Source organism: Mesorhizobium sp. B2-7-3, from assembly GCF_006440715.1.
In the GTDB taxonomy this organism is placed as follows: Bacteria; Pseudomonadota; Alphaproteobacteria; order Rhizobiales; family Rhizobiaceae; genus Mesorhizobium; species Mesorhizobium australicum.
In genome coordinates, this window is the sequence record NZ_VFTY01000019.1 from 1 (window position 1) to 18393 (window position 18393).

Consider the following 18393-nt stretch of genomic DNA (forward strand, 5'->3'; position numbering starts at 1 on the left):
TGCTCTCCTTGCAAAGGGCCGAAAGTGTAACCCATCTATCCGGAATGAACTGTCACCCATCTCTCGGGAAGGGCACTATGAATCAGATAGGGACCCCACCGCTATCCCCAGCCCGCTTGGCTGCGATGGTGCCGCAACATCTTCACCAATCATCCGCGGGTGCCATGGTCGAGTTCGACACGGGCATCTGGGGCCGCCGATTTGAGAGCCGATAAGGGGTGACTGCAAGCGCCGTAAAGCGTCTGGCAGTTACCATTCACGATGATTTTGGGCATGGTGGGCACAGGGAACCGGTAGCTATCCACCGCGTTCTCTCGGCATGCTCAAGAAAATCGCCTTTGCCGCCGTGCTTGTTCAAGTTGCAGCCTTGTCAGCCCTCCTGACGCAAACATTCCTCCTTGCATCCACGCCTACCCAAGCGGCCAGTGTGCAAGGCGAGCCCGTGGTGGCCGTTACGGCATCGGAATGCGCCAAGGCGACATGGCCTAATATTCCCGTTCAGTGCCTTGAGAGGGTTGAGGCGAGAGCGCAATAAAACCGGAGAAACGCAAGCCGGCGGGCCGCCTCCGACACACGGAATTGTTCCATTGCGTCCAAGGCGATCATTGCCATCGTCGAAAGCTACAGATTACTGCTGACGCCCGACCGGCGAAACTGTCACGATTAACGAATCATTGACCGCGCTGTCCTATTCTGAGACAGCGCGGTCAAATCCCAACCGGACTGCGCAGGCGGCTCCGGCAACCCAGCCCCCGCCGCACTGTCGGAGCCGCCACCATACAATGGAATAAATACCAGCAATGGTTGAATCAACCGTTACTGCAGTTGTTGCAACTAGAACGAACGACATCCACCGTTCCGCACCATTCCACCTAGCGCTCCCGGTTCAAAAAACCGCAGGACGTCATAGGAGCCAAAAAAGCCCGCCGGGCGGAGCCAGTCCGCTCAGCGTGACAAACAGGAGACTGATAGCGAATCCGTTTCGATTTATGCTCTGAGCATGGAATGCGCCGCCTTCGATGACATCGCCAGCGCCCTGGCAGCCCGCAAACGGCAAACCGCAATGGGAAGCGCTATAGCAGCGAGTCCTGCTCTAGCTCCCTCTCGCAAGGCGTGGGCCGTGCCACAGCCGGCTGACACTCTACAGAAGAGCCGAGCAGTCTACCTGATCGCGCATCGAGGCTAGATCGTCGCGAACGAGCCATTCCGAGTAAGCCCTCAGTCGCCTGAGGCCAGCGGTCTTGGCGTCTCGCTCCGTTCGCTCGGCTTCCAGCGTTGCTGACGCTGGAAGCCACGCGATGCATTTAGGCTTCGGATGGTACCGAAGTGATCCGACAATTTGATCCTTCACCGGCCATTCCCCTCGTACGCCCTGTGAAGCTTTCACATGTGGCGGGGTAAGTCGTCCGTCATTGTGATGATGCACGGCCAACTGCTATGCGTTAGCAATCGCTTGTTCCCTCTGGACTATCGCCGTGCCGACCGCGTTGTTTCCCGGCTGGTTCCAATGGCGGCACCTCCCAGCTGCGCGGGTGCAAAAAAGCCTTCGGCCGGGGCAGGAGGCAGTTCAAAGGGGCGAACCGATAACAGGGAAGCGGACCAGTTCCGAGCCTTCATGACCGGCACATATTTTTCAACCCACCAGCAAAAGGCCCGCCAGGTGGGAACCGGCGGGCAAGTTCTGGAGTGCTGGGATCAACCAGCATAGGTCAACGATGGGCGGCGAAGTTGGTTGCGGGGGCGACCCAACCGTAGACGGCTATTTCGACTCCACGCCCGGCTCAGGCTGAATGTCGATCGTGTCGCCATCTCCATGCACGGCATCACGGTCCCAATCATTGGCCTTGTCAGGTGTTTTGGCAATCGCTTTTCGGGTGTCCCTTCCTCGGTCCTTGCGGGGTTCTGGACCTGGCAGTTCGCGTGATGACTTTGGCTCCACATGCGCCTCCTGTTCTCTACCAAAACAAAGTCGGGGGGCTCGGGTTCCAACAAAGCAAAGCCCGCCGCCTCCGGGAGGAGCGCAGCGGGCCATTCGGCTAGGAGTTGAGGGGACATCTCCACGCTGCCAAAACAACAGATCGGCAGCGGATTGGTTCCCTGAGACGGGACCGTGAGATAGCGTGTTAGCCCAACAGCCGCCGCAACCGCTCCGCCCGGCAAACGATCGGCGTTTGCTATTTGGCTTTTAGCCGGAGACATGTCAGCCAGATTTTTTGGCTCGGTCGCTTTTCGCTGCGCGTTCGTCTGGTGGCCCCGACGCTTGGTGCAACCCGACCGTCTCCCGCCGTTTGAATGATGCCGTTTCTGGAAGCTGGCGTATTAACGGTCAAGCTGGCGGGTAATCATCCCAACCCAACACCGCTGGTCAGGCCCGGCGGCGTCCCACCCCTCCTCGCCGGGCCGCCCGCATGTTGCACAAAAGGCGAAGGTCGCCACCTTGCTCAGTCGGACTGCTGTGTGCGCTCCGCGATGGCAAACGCCTGCAGGTTCCTGGCCTTGCCGATGTCCCGGTCGGCGTTCGCGATGATCGAAAAGAAGGCTGCTCTGGCGATATCCTTCTTGGAGGCCTTGGGGTGCGCTTTCCGGGCAGCCTTGACGAGCTGCTTGGGAGACATGTCGGGCGTGACGATCCTCATGAGGGTATCGCCGATCGCACTCATTTCGCTTGCATCCATGATGGGCGTCCCTGCTGACCGCAATGCCACAATAGCAAGGACAACTCGCGACCGACAATATGGTTCTGAAAATGAGAAACCCCGCCGGCAGGGACCGGAGGGGTTAGTCCTGGAAGGACGCGCGTTGCGCTGCGTTCGACAAGCGCGCATTGTCCAGATATCGCGCGGTTGCGACACCGATGTGACACAAGGACAGATGGCTGCGTACGCCCTTCGCAAGGACGATCGGTACGCGTCTCGCGGTCTTGCGACATCGGTGGCGATCACATGCCGGCCATAAGCATTATCGGAGATCCCTTCAGCCTTTGGAAAGGGAGATGTGGTTCTGCTGAGGAGTTGAAGCGCTGGCGGCGTGCCGGCGACAGGCTGGGCGATAGATGGACATCTTTGGCATCAAGGCGCTTTTGATCTGTGCGCTGATCTTCATTCCGTTCGAACATCTGTTTGCCGAGCAGCCGCAGAAGGTCCTCCGCAAAGGCTTGGATGTCGATCTGATTTATGTGCTGTTCAACACCTTCGTCATAAAGGCAGCCATGGCCATGATGGCGCTCGGCACCCTCGAAGCCGCCGCGATCCTTGTCCCGCAATCGGTAACGCGGGCCGTCAGCGGCCAGCCCATCTGGCTGCAGGTTGCGGAAATGATCCTGATCACCGATATCGGCGTCTATTGGGCGCATCGGGCCTTCCATAAAATCCCCGCTCTCTGGAAATTCCATGCGATACACCATGGCATTGAGGAGCTGGACTGGCTCGGCGCTTTCCATTCCCACCCGGTCGACGCGATCGTCACAAAGGCAATATCGTTGACGCCGATCTACCTCCTTGGCTTCTCCGACGCCTCACTCGCCGTCTTTTCGCTTATCTACTTCGGCCACACGATGCTTGTTCATTCAAACCTGCGGATTGCGTTCGGCCCCTTCAAGTGGTTGATCGCCAGCCCGCAGTTCCATCGCTGGCACCATGCCAACCAGCGCACAGCCTACGACAAGAACTTCGCCGGCCAATTGCCGTTCCTCGACGTGATATTCGGCACCTACAATGCCACCGGCAACAAGCTGCCCGAGAAATACGGCGTCGATGATCCCATCCCCTCCAGCTATTTCGGCCAGCTCGGCTATCCGTTCTTGCCTCACAGGAAGCCGTCGAAACGGGCAGCGCCGAGCGTCGAAGCAGGCTGGTTGCCGGACACGCCGGGCATCGAGCATGTCGACAGATGAGTTCGGGGCCACGGTGCCGAGGCCTTTCATGGCGAATCGGCTAAGCCTCGAGGCATGAACGAGACCTCACTCTACGCGCCGGTGAAGCGCTTCCTCGAAAACCTCGACTTCGTCGTGAAAGGGGAAATCGGCGGTTGCGACATCGTCGCGCTGCGCGAGGGAGAGCCGCCGATCGTCGTCATCTGCGAGCTGAAGCTGCAGTTCAATCTCGAACTGGTTCTGCAGGGCGTCGACCGTGCGGCTGCTTGCGATGAAGTTTGGCTGGCAGCGCGCATGTCGGCGCGGGGCAAGGGGCGCGAAAGCGATGCCAGGTTCCGCAATCTCTGCCGTCGGCTTGGCTTCGGCCTGCTCGCGGTGACCGCCAATGACAGGGTCGAAGTGCTTCTCAGTCCGGTCGCCCAGGCACCGCGCAAAAATGCGCGACGGCGTTCTCGCCTTGTCGATGAGCATCAGCGCCGCCGCGGCGATCCTGTCGCTGGCGGCGGATCGCGCACTCCGATCATGACCGCCTACCGGCAGAGCGCCCTCGCCTGCGCCGCCGCGCTTGCGGACGGCCCCAAACGGCCGCGCGATCTGAAAGCCTTGACGTCGATCGCGCCGAAGATTCTTCAGCACAATGTCTATGGCTGGTTCGCAAGGGTCGAGCGTGGTCTCTATGATCTCACGGATGCCGGCCGAGCTTCGCTGGTTCGTTGGCCGCAGGTCGCGCACGATGAAGCCCGACACGAGATTTTGATTGCGCCGGACCTCTGAATGCCAGGGTTTGCCGAGCATGAACCGCCGCTATTGGTTGATTTTTCAGACAAAACATGTTGCTTGTCCCGCCCATGAAGACACTCTGCATGATGGCCATTGCGTCCCTGACGCTGGCCTTTCCGGCCAGTGCGATGGACAACGCTTTGCGCGCCGGGCTGATGAAACTTGATCCGCAAACCCGCCTCGAACAGCGTTGCGATGCCGAAATCCTGGACCGGATCACCCACGATGATCGCAAGTTCAAGGCCGACCGCGTCGTCGCTTACGCCTTCGCGACGCCGGAGATGAGCGCCGACGCAATCCGGAGTCCCGGTGCGGCGTTCCGCAGCAAGGGGCAATGGTACCGGCTGAAATTCAAATGCCAGACGGGACCGGACCATATGGAAGTTCTCCAGCTCCGCTATCGGATCGGGGACGAGATTCCGGAAGCCGACTGGGCGAAATACAATCTCTACGATTAGGTTCTCGCGGGCTTGCGCCCGCCTCCGGCTTGTGCCGGCGGCTGTCGAGAACCTCCCGCAATTCCACCGCCACGAAAATGGTTTTCCAGCGTTGCCCGTTGCCGCACTTGACGCCAGCGGACCATGCCTTTAGGCCCGTTCGGACGATCGACGACGAACACTCGACGAAGGGCTTCCAGGTCGATGGAAATATTTACCGCCGCGGGCTTTTCGGCTCTCCTTCAGGTCATCGCCATCGACCTTGCGCTCGCGGGCGACAATGCCATCGTTATCGGCCTTGCCGCTGCCGGCCTGCCGGCCAGCCAGCGCCAGCGAGCCATTCTTGTCGGCATCGCGGCGGCCACCGTTCTTCGCATTTTCTTCGCCCTGATCACGCAATGGCTGCTGACCATTGGTCCCATGCTGCTTATCGGCGGCGGCCTGCTTTTGCTGTGGGTTTGCTGGAAGATGTGGCGCGAATTGCGTGTCAGCCACGACGACGAGCGCGACGCCACCGAAGCGCTGTCGAACGGCGACTTCGACAAGGACGGCGTCATTGGCGGCAAGGGGCCGAGCAAAACCTTCTCGCAGGCCGCTTGGCAGATCGTCATTGCCGACGTCTCGATGTCGCTCGACAATGTTCTGGCCGTCGCGGGAGCGGCTATGAACCATCCGACGGTGCTGATTGTCGGACTGGCGCTGTCGATCGCGTTGATGGGCTTTGCGGCGTCGTTCGTCGCGCGCTTGCTGCACAAATACCGCTGGATTGCCTATATCGGCCTGGTCATCATCCTCTATGTCGCGGTCAAGATGCTGCTGGACGGAGCCGTGCAGCAATTCCCCGATCATTTCGCCTTCCTGTCACCCTGGTTCGGGTCAAGCGGGCACTGACGCAAATGTCGGGCCGCAGGGCTCCGTTTGCCTGATTGAGCAAGCCGTGCTATTGCGCCGCCCAAATTGAGCTCCTGCCAGGAGCCATGCAAGCCATCATATGTTGAGACTGCGGGCCGGATCGGTGTTTCCGGTTCGCGTCCATTGGAAAATTGCCCATGTCCGCCCCACGCGTCAGCTTCGTCAGTCTCGGATGTCCCAAAGCCCTTGTCGATTCCGAGCGCATCATCACGCGTCTGCGGGCCGAGGGCTACGAGATCGCCCGCAAGCATGACGGCGCCGATCTCGTTGTCGTCAACACCTGTGGCTTTCTCGACTCCGCCCGCGACGAGTCGCTCAACGCCATCGGCTCGGCACTGTCGGAAAACGGCAGGGTCATCGTCACCGGCTGTCTGGGCGCCGAGCCGGACGTGATCCGCGAGAAGCACCCCAACGTGCTGGCGATCACCGGCCCGCAGGCCTATGAGAGCGTGATGGCCGCCGTCCATGAGGCCGCCCCTCCCTCACACGATCCCTACATCGACCTGCTGCCGCCGCAAGGCGTCAAGCTGACGCCGCGCCATTATGCCTATTTGAAGATTTCGGAAGGCTGCAACAACCGTTGCACCTTCTGCATCATTCCGGCACTGCGCGGCGATCTCGTCTCGCGGCCGGCCGCCGATGTGCTGCGCGAAGCCGAGAAACTGGCCAAGGCCGGCGTCAAGGAACTGCTCGTCATCTCGCAGGATACCAGCGCCTACGGCATCGACATCAAGTACCAGACGTCCATGTTCGGCGACCGCGAAGTGCGGGCGAAATTCCTCGATCTCTCGGAGGAATTGGGCAAGCTCGGCATCTGGGTGCGCATGCATTATGTCTACCCCTATCCGCACGTCGCCGACGTCATCCCGCTGATGGCCGAAGGAAAAATCCTTCCCTACCTGGACATCCCCTTCCAGCATGCCTCGCCACAGGTGCTGAAGAACATGCGCCGGCCCGCTCATGGCGAGAAGACGCTCGAGCGCATTCGCGGCTGGCGCGACGTGTGCCCGGATCTCGCCATCCGCTCGACCTTCATCGTCGGCTTCCCCGGCGAAACGGATGACGACTTCGAGATGCTACTCGATTGGCTGGATGAAGCGAAAATCGATCGCGCCGGCTGCTTCAAATACGAGCCGGTCAGAGGCGCCCGCTCCAACGAGCTCGGGCTTGAGCAGGTGCCGCAGGAGATCAAGGAAGCGCGCTGGCATCGCTTCATGCAGCGCCAGCAGAAGATCTCGGCAGCGCAGCTGGCCAGGAAGGTCGGCAAGCGTCTGCCGGTGCTGATCGACGAGGCGCACGGCACTTCGGCAAAGGGTCGCACCAAATATGATGCGCCCGAGATCGATGGTTCGGTCCACATCCAGTCGCGCCGCCCGATGCGCGCCGGCGACATCGTCACCGTCAAGATCGAGCGCGCGGACGCTTACGATCTCTACGGCTCGGCTGTCTGAGCCTTCCGTCAAGTTCACCATCCAAATGAAAAAGGGCGCCTCGCGGCGCCCTTCCCATAGAGACGTGGCGTGCTGCCTATTGCGGCAACTTGTCGTCGACGCCCTTGACGTAGAAATTCATGCCGAGCAGCGTGCCGTCGTCGGCGACCTCGCCGTCCTTCAGCCATGCCGAGCCGTCCTGCTTGGCGATCGGCCCGGTGAAGGGGTTCCAGCCTCCGGCGATCTTCTTTTCGGTCGCTTCGGCCATCGCCTTCACGTCGTCGGGCATGTTGGTGTAGGGCGCGAGCTTGACCGCGCCGTCCTTGATGCCGAGCCAGACATTGTCCGGCTTCCAGGTGCCGTCGATGGCCGCCTGCACGCGGCTGATATAATACGGACCCCATTCGTCCGTCAGCGAGGTCAGCTGCGCGTTGGGCGCGAACTTGATCATGTCGGACGACTGGCCGAAGCCGTGCAGCTTGCGCTCCTCGGCCACCTGCAGGGCCGCGGTCGAGTCGGTGTGCTGGACGATGATGTCGGCGCCCTGGTCGAACAGCGCCTTGGCGGCGTCGGCTTCCTTGCCCGGATCGAACCACGAATTGACCCAGACGATCTTGGCCTTGAAGTTCGGATTGATCGACTGCGCGCCGAGCATGAAGGAGTTGATCCCCATCACCACTTCCGGGATCGGGAAGGAGACGATGTAGCCGGCGACGCCGGACTTCGATTCCTTGGCGGCGATCTGGCCGAGCACATAGCGGCCTTCATAGAAGCGGGCATTGTAGATGCCGAGATTGTCCCCGGTCTTGTAGCCGGTGGCGTGCTCGAACATCACTTTGGGAAACTTCTTGGCGACCTTCACTTCGGCGTCCATGAAGCCGAACGAGGTGCCGAAGATGATCTTGCAGCCTTCGCGCGCCAGGCGCTCGAAAGCACGGTCGGCATCGGGGCCTTCGGAGACGTTTTCCAGGTAAGCAGTCTCGACCTTGTCGCCGAGCGCCTTCTCGACCTCGAGGCGTCCCTGGTCGTGCTGGTAGGAATAGCCAAAATCGCCGATCGGGCCGGTGTAGACCCAGCAGGCCTTCAACTTGTCGGCGGCCTCCGCGGACACGGCCAGCGACAAAGCCGCTGTCGTCGTCATCAGGGCAATAAGCAGTTTTTTCATTGTGTTACCTCTCTGAGTTAAGCCTTGGAGCTTCCCGTCTTGTTCTTGTTGTCAACGATCCGGAACGAATGGCTGCCCCAGGGATGCCGGCGTGTTCATCATCGTCAGACGCTTGTTGCGCGAGATTAGAACGAGAACCACGACGGTTGCCAGATAGGGCAGAGAAGAAAGCATCTGCGAGGGCACTGGAATGCCAAAAGCCTGTGCATGAAGCTGGCCGATCCACACCGCGCCGAAGATGTAGGCGCCGGCCAGTACCCGCCATGGCCGCCAGGACGCGAACACCACCAGTGCGAGTGCGATCCAGCCTCGGCCCGCGGACATGTTCTCGACCCACTGTGGCGTATAGACGAGCGACAGATGCCCACCGGCGAGACCGGCGCAGGCACCGCCGAAGATGACCGAGAGATAGCGGTAACGAATGACCTTGATGCCGAGCGCATGCGCCGAGGCATGGCTGTCACCAATCGAGCGCAGCGTGAGGCCGGTACGCGTCTTGAACAGGAACCACATCACCGCGGCCGTCAGCGCGATCGAAATGTAGAAGATCGGATCCTGGCCAAAAAGAAGCCTGCCCACGACCGGTATGGAACTGAGGCCGGGAATATCGAGATTGGGCAGCCTGACACCGGGCTGGCCGACGAAGCTTGTTCCCATCATGCCGGAAAGGCCGAGACCAAGCAGCGTCAGTGACAGGCCTGTTGCCACCTGGTTGGTGGCCAGCGACAGCGTCATCACGGCAAAAAGCAAGGAGAACAGCGCGCCCACGACGATCGCCGCCAGAAGGCCGATCCAGGGCGATCCCGTCAGATAGCCGGCCCCGAAGCCGCCGACGGCGCCCATGACCATCATGCCTTCGACACCGAGGTTGAGCACGCCGGAACGTTCGACCACCAGTTCGCCAATCGCCGCGATCAAAAGCGGCGTCGCCGCCGTGGCTATGGTCAGGAGGATGTTGACGGTGATGTCCATCAGCGGGCTTCCTTCAACTTTGGTGCGGCCTCGAGCTTCGCGGGCGTTTCCTGTTTCGTCAGCGCCAGACCGATCAAGCGGATGCGGTAATGAATGAGCGTGTCGCAGCCGAGCACGAAGAACAGCAGCATGCCCTGGAACACCCTCGCCACCTTGTCGGAAATGCCGAGTGCGCTTTGCACGGCCTCGCCGCCGAGATAGGTCAGGGCCAGCACCAGGCCCGCGGCGACGATGCCGAGCGGATTGAGGCGGCCGAGGAACGCAACGATGATGGCCGTGAAGCCATACCCGGGCGAAATCACGGGCTGAAGTTGCCCGATGGCGCCGGAAACTTCGGAGATGCCGGCAAGGCCGGCCAGCGCTCCCGATAGCAGGAAGGCAAAGAACACCATCCGGTTGAGGCCGAAGCCGGCGAAGCGCCCTGCCCTTGGGCTGGAGCCCAGCACGCGGACCTCGAAGCCCTTGAGCATGCGGGCCATCAGGATCCAGATCAGCACCGCGGCCACCAGGGCAAACACAAACCCCCAATTGGCGCGCCCGGCATCGGGCATCAGTTCCGGCAGCACGGCCGCGTCGCCGAACTGGATCGTCTGCGGAAAGCCGTGGCCCTGCGGATCGCGCCAGGGACCCCGCACCAGCCAGTCGAGGAAGAGCTGCGCGACATAGACCAGCATGAGGCTGGTCAGGATCTCGTTGGTATTGAACCGGGTCTTCAGCAAGGCCGGGATCGCCGCGTAGGCCGCACCGCCGACCATGCCGAGCAGAAGCATCAGCGGCAGCACCAGCGGGCCATCGAATTGCGGGAACAGCACGGGAATGATCGAGCCGAAGATTGCGCCGAAGATGAACTGGCCTTCGGCGCCGATGTTCCAGATGTTGGCCTTGTAGCAGACCGACAGGCCGACAGCGATCAGGATCAGCGGCGCTGCCTTGATCGCCAGCTCATGCAACTGCCAGACCTGGCTGATCGGCTCGATGAAATAGATCTGGAAGGCATTCAGCGGGTTGACGCCGAGCAGAGCGAACAGAACCGCGCCGGCAATGATGGTCAGCCCGAAGGCGATGAATGGCGACAGCATCGAAAACAGCGCCGAGCGCTGCGGGCGTTTGACAAGTTCGAGGCGCATCATGCCGTCTCCAGCGTATGTTCGGCGTGGCCGGGCTCGGCGCCACCCATCAGCAAGCCGACCTTCTCGAAAGTCGCTTCGGCGATCGGCATCGGCCTGGACAATTCTCCATTGTGCATGACGGCGATCGCGTCCGATATTTCGAACAGCTCGTCGAGATCCTGGCTGATCACCAGCACCGCCGATCCGCCGCGCGACAGTTCGATCAAGGCCTGACGGATGTGCGCTGCGGCTCCTGCGTCGACACCCCATGTCGGCTGGTTCACCACCATCACGCTTGGGCGGCGGTCGAGTTCGCGGCCGACGATGAATTTCTGCAGATTGCCGCCCGAAAGTGCTGCCGCTTCGGGATCCGGCGCGCTCTTGCGCACATCCATCGCCTCGACGATGCGCTGCGAGGCGGCATAGACGGCGCCGCTCTTGACCATCCCGCCGCTGCCGACAAAAGCCTTGCCGTCCGTGGCATGGCGCGACAGCAGGAGGTTTTCCGAGAGCTTCATGCGCGGCGCGGCGCCATGGCCGAGACGCTCCTCCGGCACGAACGCGGCCCCCAACAGGCGCCGCCCGGTAATGGTGAGGCTGCCGGCGTTCTTGCCGCGGATGCGCACCGAAGCGGCATCCTGCTGCAAAACCTCGCCGGAGACGGATTCGAAGAACTCGCCCTGGCCGTTGCCGGCGACACCGGCAATGCCGATCACCTCGCCAGCGCGGACATTGAGGCTGATGTTCTTGAGCGGAATGGAAAACGGCGTTGCCGGCTTGCGGTTGAGGTTGAGGATTTCGAGCAGCGGCTGCGCGGTTTCGATCCCCTCGACCGGCGCGCGCACCACGGCCTGCACTTCGTTGCCGACCATCATGCGGGCGAGCGATGAGGCTGTCTCCTCGCGCGGGTTGCAGTGACCGACCACCTTGCCGTGCCGCAGCACCGTGGCGCGGTCGCAGATGCGTTTGACCTCTTCGAGCCGGTGCGAAATGTAGAGGATCGATTTGCCTTCCGCGCGCAAGCGTTCCAGCGTCTCGAACAACTTGTCCGCTTCCTGCGGCGTCAGCACCGATGTCGGCTCGTCCAGGATGATGAGCTGCGGCGTCTGCAGCAGGCAGCGGATGATCTCGATGCGCTGGCGCTCGCCGACGGACAGATCGCCGACCAGCGATTCCGGATCGAGCGGCAGGCCGTAGCTGTAGGAAAGCGCCCTCGCCTTGGCCGCGATGCTGCCGATCGGCGAGCCGTCATCCAGCGACAGCGCGATGTTCTCGGCGGCCGTCAGGGCTTCGAACAGCGAAAAATGCTGGAAAACCATGCCGATGCCGAGCTTTTTGGCAACGCCTGGACTGGTGATCCGCACTGCCTGGCCGTTCCAGAAAATCTCGCCGGAATTGGGTTCCAGCGAGCCGAACAGCATCTTGACCAGTGTCGATTTGCCGGCGCCGTTCTCACCGAGCAAAGCGTGGATTTCACCTTTGGCGATGTTGAGATCGATATGATCGCACGCTGTCAGCGTGCCGAATATCTTGGTCAGGCCCCGAACCTCGAGCAGGTTCGCCCCATCATGATTTGCACTCACAGTGCCTCCCGTCCGGATTACCGGACATGTTCTGTGTTCCCGCAAGCATCGTATGCGCGGCCGGCTCTCGTGCGAAAGCAGCACCCAACTTGAAAGAGCTTCAAGAATTTCAGCGGAAACTCAAGGGCAAAGATCAGCCTTCCTTCGCACAAGCATATGGCGGGCCGGCTTTTCGGGCAAACCATGCTCGCGGCTGCGGCAGCGCGCTGAAAACCCAGGCAGATTGCCTTCAGGGAACCAGGATGGTCGTACCTGTCGTTCTGCGGCCTTCAAGGTCCGCATGTGCCTTGCCGGCATCCTTCAGTGCGTAGCGCTGATTGATCTTGATCTCGACGGCGCCGCTGAGCACGACCTCGAACAGTGCGGCGGCGGAGGCATCGAGGTCCTCACGTCTGGCATTGTAGACGAACAGCGTCGGCCTGGTTGCGAACAGCGAGCCCTTCTGCGCCAGCAGCGACATCGAGAACGGCGGGATGGGTCCCGAGGACTGGCCGAAGCTGACGAACATGCCGAGCGGCTTCAGGCAGTCGAGCGAGGCCGGAAATGTGTCGTTACCCACCGAATCGTAGACGACATCGCACTTCTTGCCGCCGGTGATGGCGGCTACGCCGGCGACGAAATCCTGCTCCTTGTAGTTGATGACATGGTCGAAGCCGTGCGCCTTGGCGAGTTCGATCTTGTCGGTGGAACTGGCGGTGCCGATGACCGTCGCGCCGAGATGCTTCGCCCATTGGCCGAGGATCAGGCCGACCCCGCCGGCCGCGGCATGAAACAGGATGGTGTCGCCCGCCTTCACCTTGAAGGTGCGGCGCAGAAGATATTCCGCGGTCATGCCTTTCAGCATCATGGCGGCGGCCTGCTCGTCGCTGATGCCGTCCGGTACCTTGACGACCTTGCTGGCATCGATGACGCGCTCTTGCGCGTAAGCGCCGGTCGTCACGGCATAGGCAATCCGGTCGCCCGACTTCAGCCAGTCGATGCCCCCGCCGACTTCCAGCACCACGCCGGCGGCTTCGCTGCCCGGAACGAGCGGAAATCCGCCGGGCGGCGGATAAAGACCCGAGCGATGATAGACGTCGATGAAATTGAGACCGATCGCGGTATGCCTGATCAGGATCTGCCCCGAACCCGGCTGGCCAGGATCGGTGTCCTCATGGATCAGGACTTCCGGACCGCCATTGGCGTGGATGCGGATGGCTTTGGACATGGAGAGGATTCCTTGAAGAGCGGCTGGTCAGGCCTTTTTGGCGCCGAGGTTCGGAAAGAACTGCATGAGGCCACCAATGGTTGCGAGATAGAGCCCGGTAACGGTGATTCCGATCTTGGTGAAAGTGCCGACTTGTTCGCCAAGCACGCCGATCTGGTCGTAGAAAGCGGCGAGTGCGGCCTGCGCAAGCGCGAGCGCGCCGAAAGCACACCACAACAGCGTCATGCCGAGATTGATCGGCCGCAGCCGCTTCACCCGCACCGGATGGATGAAGTTTATCGGGACAAAGGTCAGAATGCCGGCCACCACTACCACCGCGAACGAGACCCATTGTCCCGGTTCGATGACAAACAGCGTGAACACCACCATGTTCCAGACCACCGGGAATCCCTTGAAGAAATTCTCCTTCGTCTTCATGCCGGTGTCGGCATAGTAGATCGCGCTGGAGACGACGATGATCGCCGCCGAAAGGAACGACAGGCCTTCGCCCATGAAGCCCCGTTGGTAGAGCGCGAAGGCCGGGATCAGCACGTAGGTCACGTAGTCGATAATGTTGTCGAGGAGTTCGCCGGACCAGGTCGGCAGGATTTCCTTGACCTCCAGCTTTCGGGCGATCGGCCCGTCGATGCCATCGACGAACAGCGCCAGGCCTAGCCACCAGAACATGGCCGTCCAGCGCTCCTCGCTCGCCGCCACCAGCGACAGGAAAGCCAGGAACGAACCGGAGGCGGTCAGCAGATGCACCGAAAACGCACGCGCCTGCGGCCAGGTGACCTTCTTCTTCGGCCGTGGAATCCGGTCGGTGATCTTCCCGGCGATCTTGCGGGCTTTTGTGTTCTTGCTCACGGGCCCCGCCAATCAAGCTTGCAGATCTCGGCCGAGCGGCCGGCGAAATTCCAGTTGCGGCCAAAGGCGCGCATCTTGCTCTTGTCGGACCTTGCCACGATGATCTCCGGCGCGATCCAGTACTCCGAGTTCGTGATCACCGTATCCTTGTCGCGGTCCTTGCCCGCGATTGGCGTGACCGCCCCGTCGATGATCTTCGGAATCTGGAAGATACGCGTCTTGTCCCGTGTCTCGTAGGTGATCGGCACCTGTTCTACGCCCAGGAATTTGCCGACGAGGATCGAGAGCAGCGACGTGGTCCCGCCGGCCTTGCCGGTGAAGATCTTGGTCAACGCCTTGACCGCGTAAACCGAGGCTCTGATGTCGATGAACAGGCCCGCGGTCCAATTGCCGCGGCTCATGTAACCGGGGATTTCCATGATCAGCCCAAGGTTGAGGCCGGAGAGGTCGACTTCGCCGAAGTGACCCGCATCGATACGGAAACCCGCCCATGTCTGGCAATAGCCTTCTGTTGGTGGGTGGGTGCCGAGCGACAAGACGCAAGGGCAAAAAACCGTGCAATTGCAGGAGAGTACGAGCTCTCCTTTCATTGCCCAGCCCGGGTCAGTCATCGAATTCCCCCCAATCACAGTGAGACTACTAGCAGCACGGCTGCCCAGACAAGCAGTATCGCACCGGCCAGCCGGGTTGGAAGACTGCCCATCGTTTGTTTTTCAATTAGGGTGAACACGCCGATCAGCGCCATCCAGAAGACGTTCATGACGCCGACGGCGAACATCACCAGCATCAATGCCCAGCAGCATCCCAGGCACCAGATACCTTGCACGATGCCCAGCCGAAAGATGCGGAAGGTCTCGGCACTCCAGTTTGAAAACAAGGTCGAGAATGGGTTCCGGCATTTCGTCAGGCAGGCCTCCTTGAGGCCGCTGAACTGGTAGAGGCCGGCAACCAGCAAGGCCAGCCCACCAGCAACGCCAAGCACCGGATCGAATACCCCCGCGGACGCGGCGACTGCGTGGACGGCAAGTGTCAGTGCCGCAAACAGCAGCGATGCGGCGAGCCAGGCGCAGAGGTAGCCGGCAACCAGCACCAGCGGATGGACGACCGGCGCCCGCTTGATCCGCGCCGTATCGGCGATCTCGCAATAGGTGCGGATCATCGGTGCCGCCGACGGCAGCATCGCGGCGATCGCCATCAGGAACCACATGAGGATGAGTGCCAAAGCACGCGGGCCGATGCTTGCGTCCAGCGGCGCTGGCGAAAGGCAAAGAACGAAAAAATGGTCCAGGAAATCGGGCAGCGGCAGCTGTGGCAGGTTGCGCAGGAGAGCGTCACCCGGCGCGCTGATCCGCGCCTCGGCGCCGCGTATCGCCATCGCGGCAAGCAGCAGCCAGGCCAACGCGATGCTTGCACAGACGACGACGTTGACCGTCAAACGCGGGTCGCGCGCGACATTTGCCGTGGCGCGGCCGGCGCGGTCGAGATGGCTGAAGTCGTCCTGTTGGCCGGTCATGACATCCGAATGGGCCGAATCGCCGCGTTGATCAAGCCGCATGATCTGCCCTATATGCCTCTTTCGACTGGCGGGTCTGGTGGCCGCCTCTCAACTGCAGACCGGAAGCCGATCTTGGAGCATCAGGAAACAGCGCGGATACTGATTGCGGGCACGGGGCCGGCGGGGTTGATCGCCGCGCTTGCCTTCGCCGATGCCGGCTTTCCGGTGACGATTGCCGGGCCGGAAACCTCGGCTCCCGACGGTCGCACCACGGCGCTCATGACGCCTGCCCTGAAGATGCTGGAACGGCTGGGCGTGATCGAGGACATCAGGCCCAAGGGCGCGCCGTTGAAGGTGATGCGCATTGTCGATGCGACCGGCCGGCTGATCCGCAGCCCCGTCGTCACCTTCCGCGCCAGCGAGATCGGCGAGGAACAGTTCGGCCTGAACCTGCCCAACGGCGTCCTTGGCCCGGCGCTTGCCGGCAAGGTGGCCGCGCATTCCGGCATCGAATGGCGCAGATCCATAGTGAAGGCATGGCATCTTGGCGCCGTCAAAGCGCATGCCGCGCTGGCTGATGGCAGCGAGATCGATGCGTCCCTTGCGGTCGCCGCCGACGGCCGCCTGTCGCCGGCCCGCGAGGCCGCGGGCATCTCGACGGCGGCGCGCGCCTATCCTCAGGCGGCGCTTGTCCTCAATTTCCGCCACAACCGCGAACATGGCTTCACCTCGACGGAATTCCATACAGAGACCGGCCCGTTCACGCAGGTTCCACTGCCGGGCAATCGCTCCAGCCTTGTCTGGGTGGTCAAGCCAGAGACCGCCAAGGAGCTTGCCGCTTTGGACGATGCAACGCTCTCGCTCCGCGTCGAGCAAAAGATGCAATCGATGCTGGGCCGGGTATCCGTCGAGCCGGGTCGCCAGATTTATCCATTGTCGACGGTGACCCCCCTGCGTTTCGCCGCGCGACGGGTGGCGCTTGTCGGCGAGGCGGCGCACGTGTTCCCGCCAATCGGCGCGCAAGGCCTCAACCTAGGCATCAGGGATATTGACGATCTGGTTGGAATCGCGCGTGAAAATCGTGAGGATCCGGGGGCTGTTGCGGCCCTTGCTGCATACGATTTCAAGCGCCGGCCCGATATTCTGGCGCGCAGCAGCGCAGTCAATCTGCTCAACATGTCGCTGCTTTCGGACATGTTGCCGGCGCAGATGGCGCGTGGCGTTGGCCTGGGTGTACTTGGCGGCTTTACGCCGCTGCGCGCCTTCTTCATGCGGGAAGGGCTTCGCCCGGGCAGCGGCTTTGCGGCAGTTGCGGGCGGCCTTCGGAAGCCGGCTCGGCAGCGGTAGCGATTTTGCGGACTTTGCCGCGGTATCGCGACGTTCATCAAAACCTTTGTTGCGCATACCGCGTATCTTGAAGGCGCTCAGACGCTCGGGATTGAATTGATGCGGAGTCTGCGCCAAATAAAGCCAAGGAATTCAGTGGTGAGTGCGATGAAAACGGCCAAATTCGCGATCGGACAGGTGGTTCGCCACCGGCTGTTCCCGTTCCGAGGCATCATTTTCGACGTCGATCCGCAATTCGCCAACACCGACGAATGGTACGAGGCCATCCCCGCCGACGTACGGCCGCGCAAGGACCAACCATTCTACCACCTGCTCGCCGAGAATTCGGAAACCGAATACATCGCCTATGTGTCCGAGCAGAATTTGCTCGAGGACCAATCGGGAGAACCTGTCCGCCATCCGCAAATCAAGGAAATGTTCGACAAGAAGCCGGATGGGCGCTATGCGCCGAAACGGCAGTCCAGGCACTGACTTCCGGCATGCTGAGTATGGCCAGAAATGAAAAAAGCGGGGCATGACCCCGCTTTTTTGACTCGCTATATTCCCGACGCCGGATCAGTTGGCGGTCTTCGCCTTGTCCTGCTCGTCCTTGAGCTTCTTGGCGAAATCCTGGTTGTTCTTGGCGACGAAGTCCTGAAGCTTCTTCTGCCGGTCCTCGATGTCCGACTGCTGCAGTGGCGGGCCGTCATAGGCGCCGCTGAAGCCCTGCAGCGCGATCTTGATCGGGTTGGCCTGGTTCTGGAAATTGATCGAGGTCAGCGTGATCCCCTGACCCTTCTTGAACGAAGCGACAAGCTGATCGGTCAGCGGCACTTCCGCCACGCAACGATCCGGGAAGCAGATGACATAGTCGAGCTTCTGCGCCTTGCCGGTGTCGATCTGCAGGCCGATGCCGGGAGGCACGAGGCGGCCGGTCGGGACCGTCACCTGGAACACTTTGCGGTTCACCTTGCCCTTGAGCTCGATCAGGCTGACGCCGGTGACGAGTTGGCCATTGCCAGCGGTGACGATGTTCTGGACATTGCAGATGTCGACGTCTTCCTGCTTGGTGCAGGCCTTGAACCAGCCCTGCGGAATCTGCGGCTGCTGCTGCGCGGAAGCAGAGGGAAGTCCTGCGCCGAGAAAGCCAACCACGCCTGCGGCCATGACCGACAGGCGGTACGCGTTGCTGTTCAGGCTCGTCATGTCGTGCACTTCCTCTCAATGATCCCGGGACCGGCTTCTTCGCGCCGTGTGGTC

The 18393-nt window shown here is 61.6% G+C and carries 17 protein-coding genes; 7 read left to right on the forward strand and 10 right to left on the reverse strand.

Annotated features, from left to right (window positions below; translation table 11 throughout):
* Positions 1-2441: 2441 nt before the first annotated feature.
* On the reverse strand, positions 2442-2675 hold the full coding sequence (locus FJW04_RS28625; protein ID WP_023784107.1) for a hypothetical protein: 234 nt from the start codon (positions 2673-2675) through the stop codon (positions 2442-2444).
* 377 nt (positions 2676-3052) lie between these two features.
* Between FJW04_RS28625 and FJW04_RS28630 the strand changes: the two genes are divergently transcribed.
* The 5 genes from FJW04_RS28630 (at position 3053) to rimO (ending at position 7451) form a co-directional block, all read left to right on the forward strand.
* Entirely contained in the window at positions 3053-3892 is an 840-nt protein-coding gene (locus FJW04_RS28630; RefSeq protein WP_015317896.1) for a sterol desaturase family protein, read from the forward strand.
* Positions 3893-3946: 54 nt separating this feature from the next.
* Complete coding sequence (locus FJW04_RS28635) at positions 3947-4645, forward strand: DUF2161 family putative PD-(D/E)XK-type phosphodiesterase (RefSeq protein WP_015317895.1); 699 nt, start codon at positions 3947-3949, stop codon at positions 4643-4645.
* A gap of 56 nt (positions 4646-4701) precedes the next feature.
* The gene (locus FJW04_RS28640) at positions 4702-5109 is read left to right on the forward strand and encodes a DUF930 domain-containing protein (RefSeq protein WP_041163455.1); all 408 of its coding nucleotides are present in this window, start codon (positions 4702-4704) and stop codon (positions 5107-5109) included.
* A gap of 183 nt (positions 5110-5292) precedes the next feature.
* Positions 5293-5979, forward strand: a complete 687-nt coding sequence (locus tag FJW04_RS28645) for a TerC family protein (RefSeq protein ID WP_023773709.1) — start codon at positions 5293-5295, stop codon at positions 5977-5979.
* A 158-nt stretch (positions 5980-6137) separates the two neighbouring features.
* The gene (rimO, locus tag FJW04_RS28650; protein ID WP_140718162.1) at positions 6138-7451 is read left to right on the forward strand and encodes a 30S ribosomal protein S12 methylthiotransferase RimO; all 1314 of its coding nucleotides are present in this window, start codon (positions 6138-6140) and stop codon (positions 7449-7451) included.
* 76 nt (positions 7452-7527) lie between these two features.
* On the opposite strand, the gene FJW04_RS28655 is transcribed toward rimO, so the two are convergent.
* The 8 genes from FJW04_RS28655 to FJW04_RS28690 form a co-directional block, all read right to left on the reverse strand.
* The gene (locus tag FJW04_RS28655; RefSeq protein ID WP_015317891.1) at positions 7528-8595 is read right to left on the reverse strand and encodes a BMP family ABC transporter substrate-binding protein; all 1068 of its coding nucleotides are present in this window, start codon (positions 8593-8595) and stop codon (positions 7528-7530) included.
* Positions 8596-8646: 51 nt separating this feature from the next.
* Positions 8647-9567 (reverse strand): ABC transporter permease, encoded by a 921-nt coding sequence (locus tag FJW04_RS28660; protein ID WP_015317890.1) that lies wholly within the window; start codon positions 9565-9567, stop codon positions 8647-8649.
* Positions 9567-10697 (reverse strand): ABC transporter permease, encoded by a 1131-nt coding sequence (locus FJW04_RS28665; RefSeq protein WP_140718164.1) that lies wholly within the window; start codon positions 10695-10697, stop codon positions 9567-9569. The genes FJW04_RS28660 and FJW04_RS28665 overlap by 1 nt, the downstream gene beginning before the upstream one ends.
* Positions 10694-12259, reverse strand: coding sequence for an ABC transporter ATP-binding protein (locus FJW04_RS28670; protein ID WP_140718166.1), 1566 nt, complete (start codon positions 12257-12259; stop codon positions 10694-10696). Before FJW04_RS28670 ends, FJW04_RS28665 begins: the two co-directional genes overlap by 4 nt.
* Before the next feature lie 229 nt (positions 12260-12488).
* Entirely contained in the window at positions 12489-13466 is a 978-nt protein-coding gene (locus tag FJW04_RS28675) for a quinone oxidoreductase (RefSeq protein ID WP_140619646.1), read from the reverse strand.
* Between the two features lie 27 nt (positions 13467-13493).
* A complete protein-coding gene (pcsA, locus tag FJW04_RS28680) occupies positions 13494-14312 on the reverse strand; it encodes a phosphatidylcholine synthase (protein ID WP_015317886.1) in 819 nt (272 codons plus the stop codon).
* Positions 14309-14923, reverse strand: a complete 615-nt coding sequence (locus tag FJW04_RS28685; protein ID WP_140718168.1) for a DUF1326 domain-containing protein — start codon at positions 14921-14923, stop codon at positions 14309-14311. The genes pcsA and FJW04_RS28685 overlap by 4 nt, the downstream gene beginning before the upstream one ends.
* Positions 14924-14937: 14 nt before the next feature.
* Entirely contained in the window at positions 14938-15867 is a 930-nt protein-coding gene (locus FJW04_RS28690) for a DUF2182 domain-containing protein (protein ID WP_140619648.1), read from the reverse strand.
* Positions 15868-15939: 72 nt separating this feature from the next.
* Between FJW04_RS28690 and FJW04_RS28695 the strand changes: the two genes are divergently transcribed.
* Together FJW04_RS28695 and hspQ are read left to right on the forward strand one after the other, a co-directional pair.
* On the forward strand, positions 15940-17154 hold the full coding sequence (locus tag FJW04_RS28695; RefSeq protein WP_140718170.1) for a UbiH/UbiF family hydroxylase: 1215 nt from the start codon (positions 15940-15942) through the stop codon (positions 17152-17154).
* A 147-nt stretch (positions 17155-17301) separates the two neighbouring features.
* On the forward strand, positions 17302-17625 hold the full coding sequence (gene hspQ / locus FJW04_RS28700; protein ID WP_027142695.1) for a heat shock protein HspQ: 324 nt from the start codon (positions 17302-17304) through the stop codon (positions 17623-17625).
* Positions 17626-17709: 84 nt separating this feature from the next.
* Here hspQ and FJW04_RS28705 read toward each other — a convergent pair whose 3' ends face one another.
* Positions 17710-18339 (reverse strand): invasion associated locus B family protein, encoded by a 630-nt coding sequence (locus FJW04_RS28705; RefSeq protein ID WP_015317881.1) that lies wholly within the window; start codon positions 18337-18339, stop codon positions 17710-17712.
* Between the last annotated feature and the right edge of the window lie 54 nt (positions 18340-18393).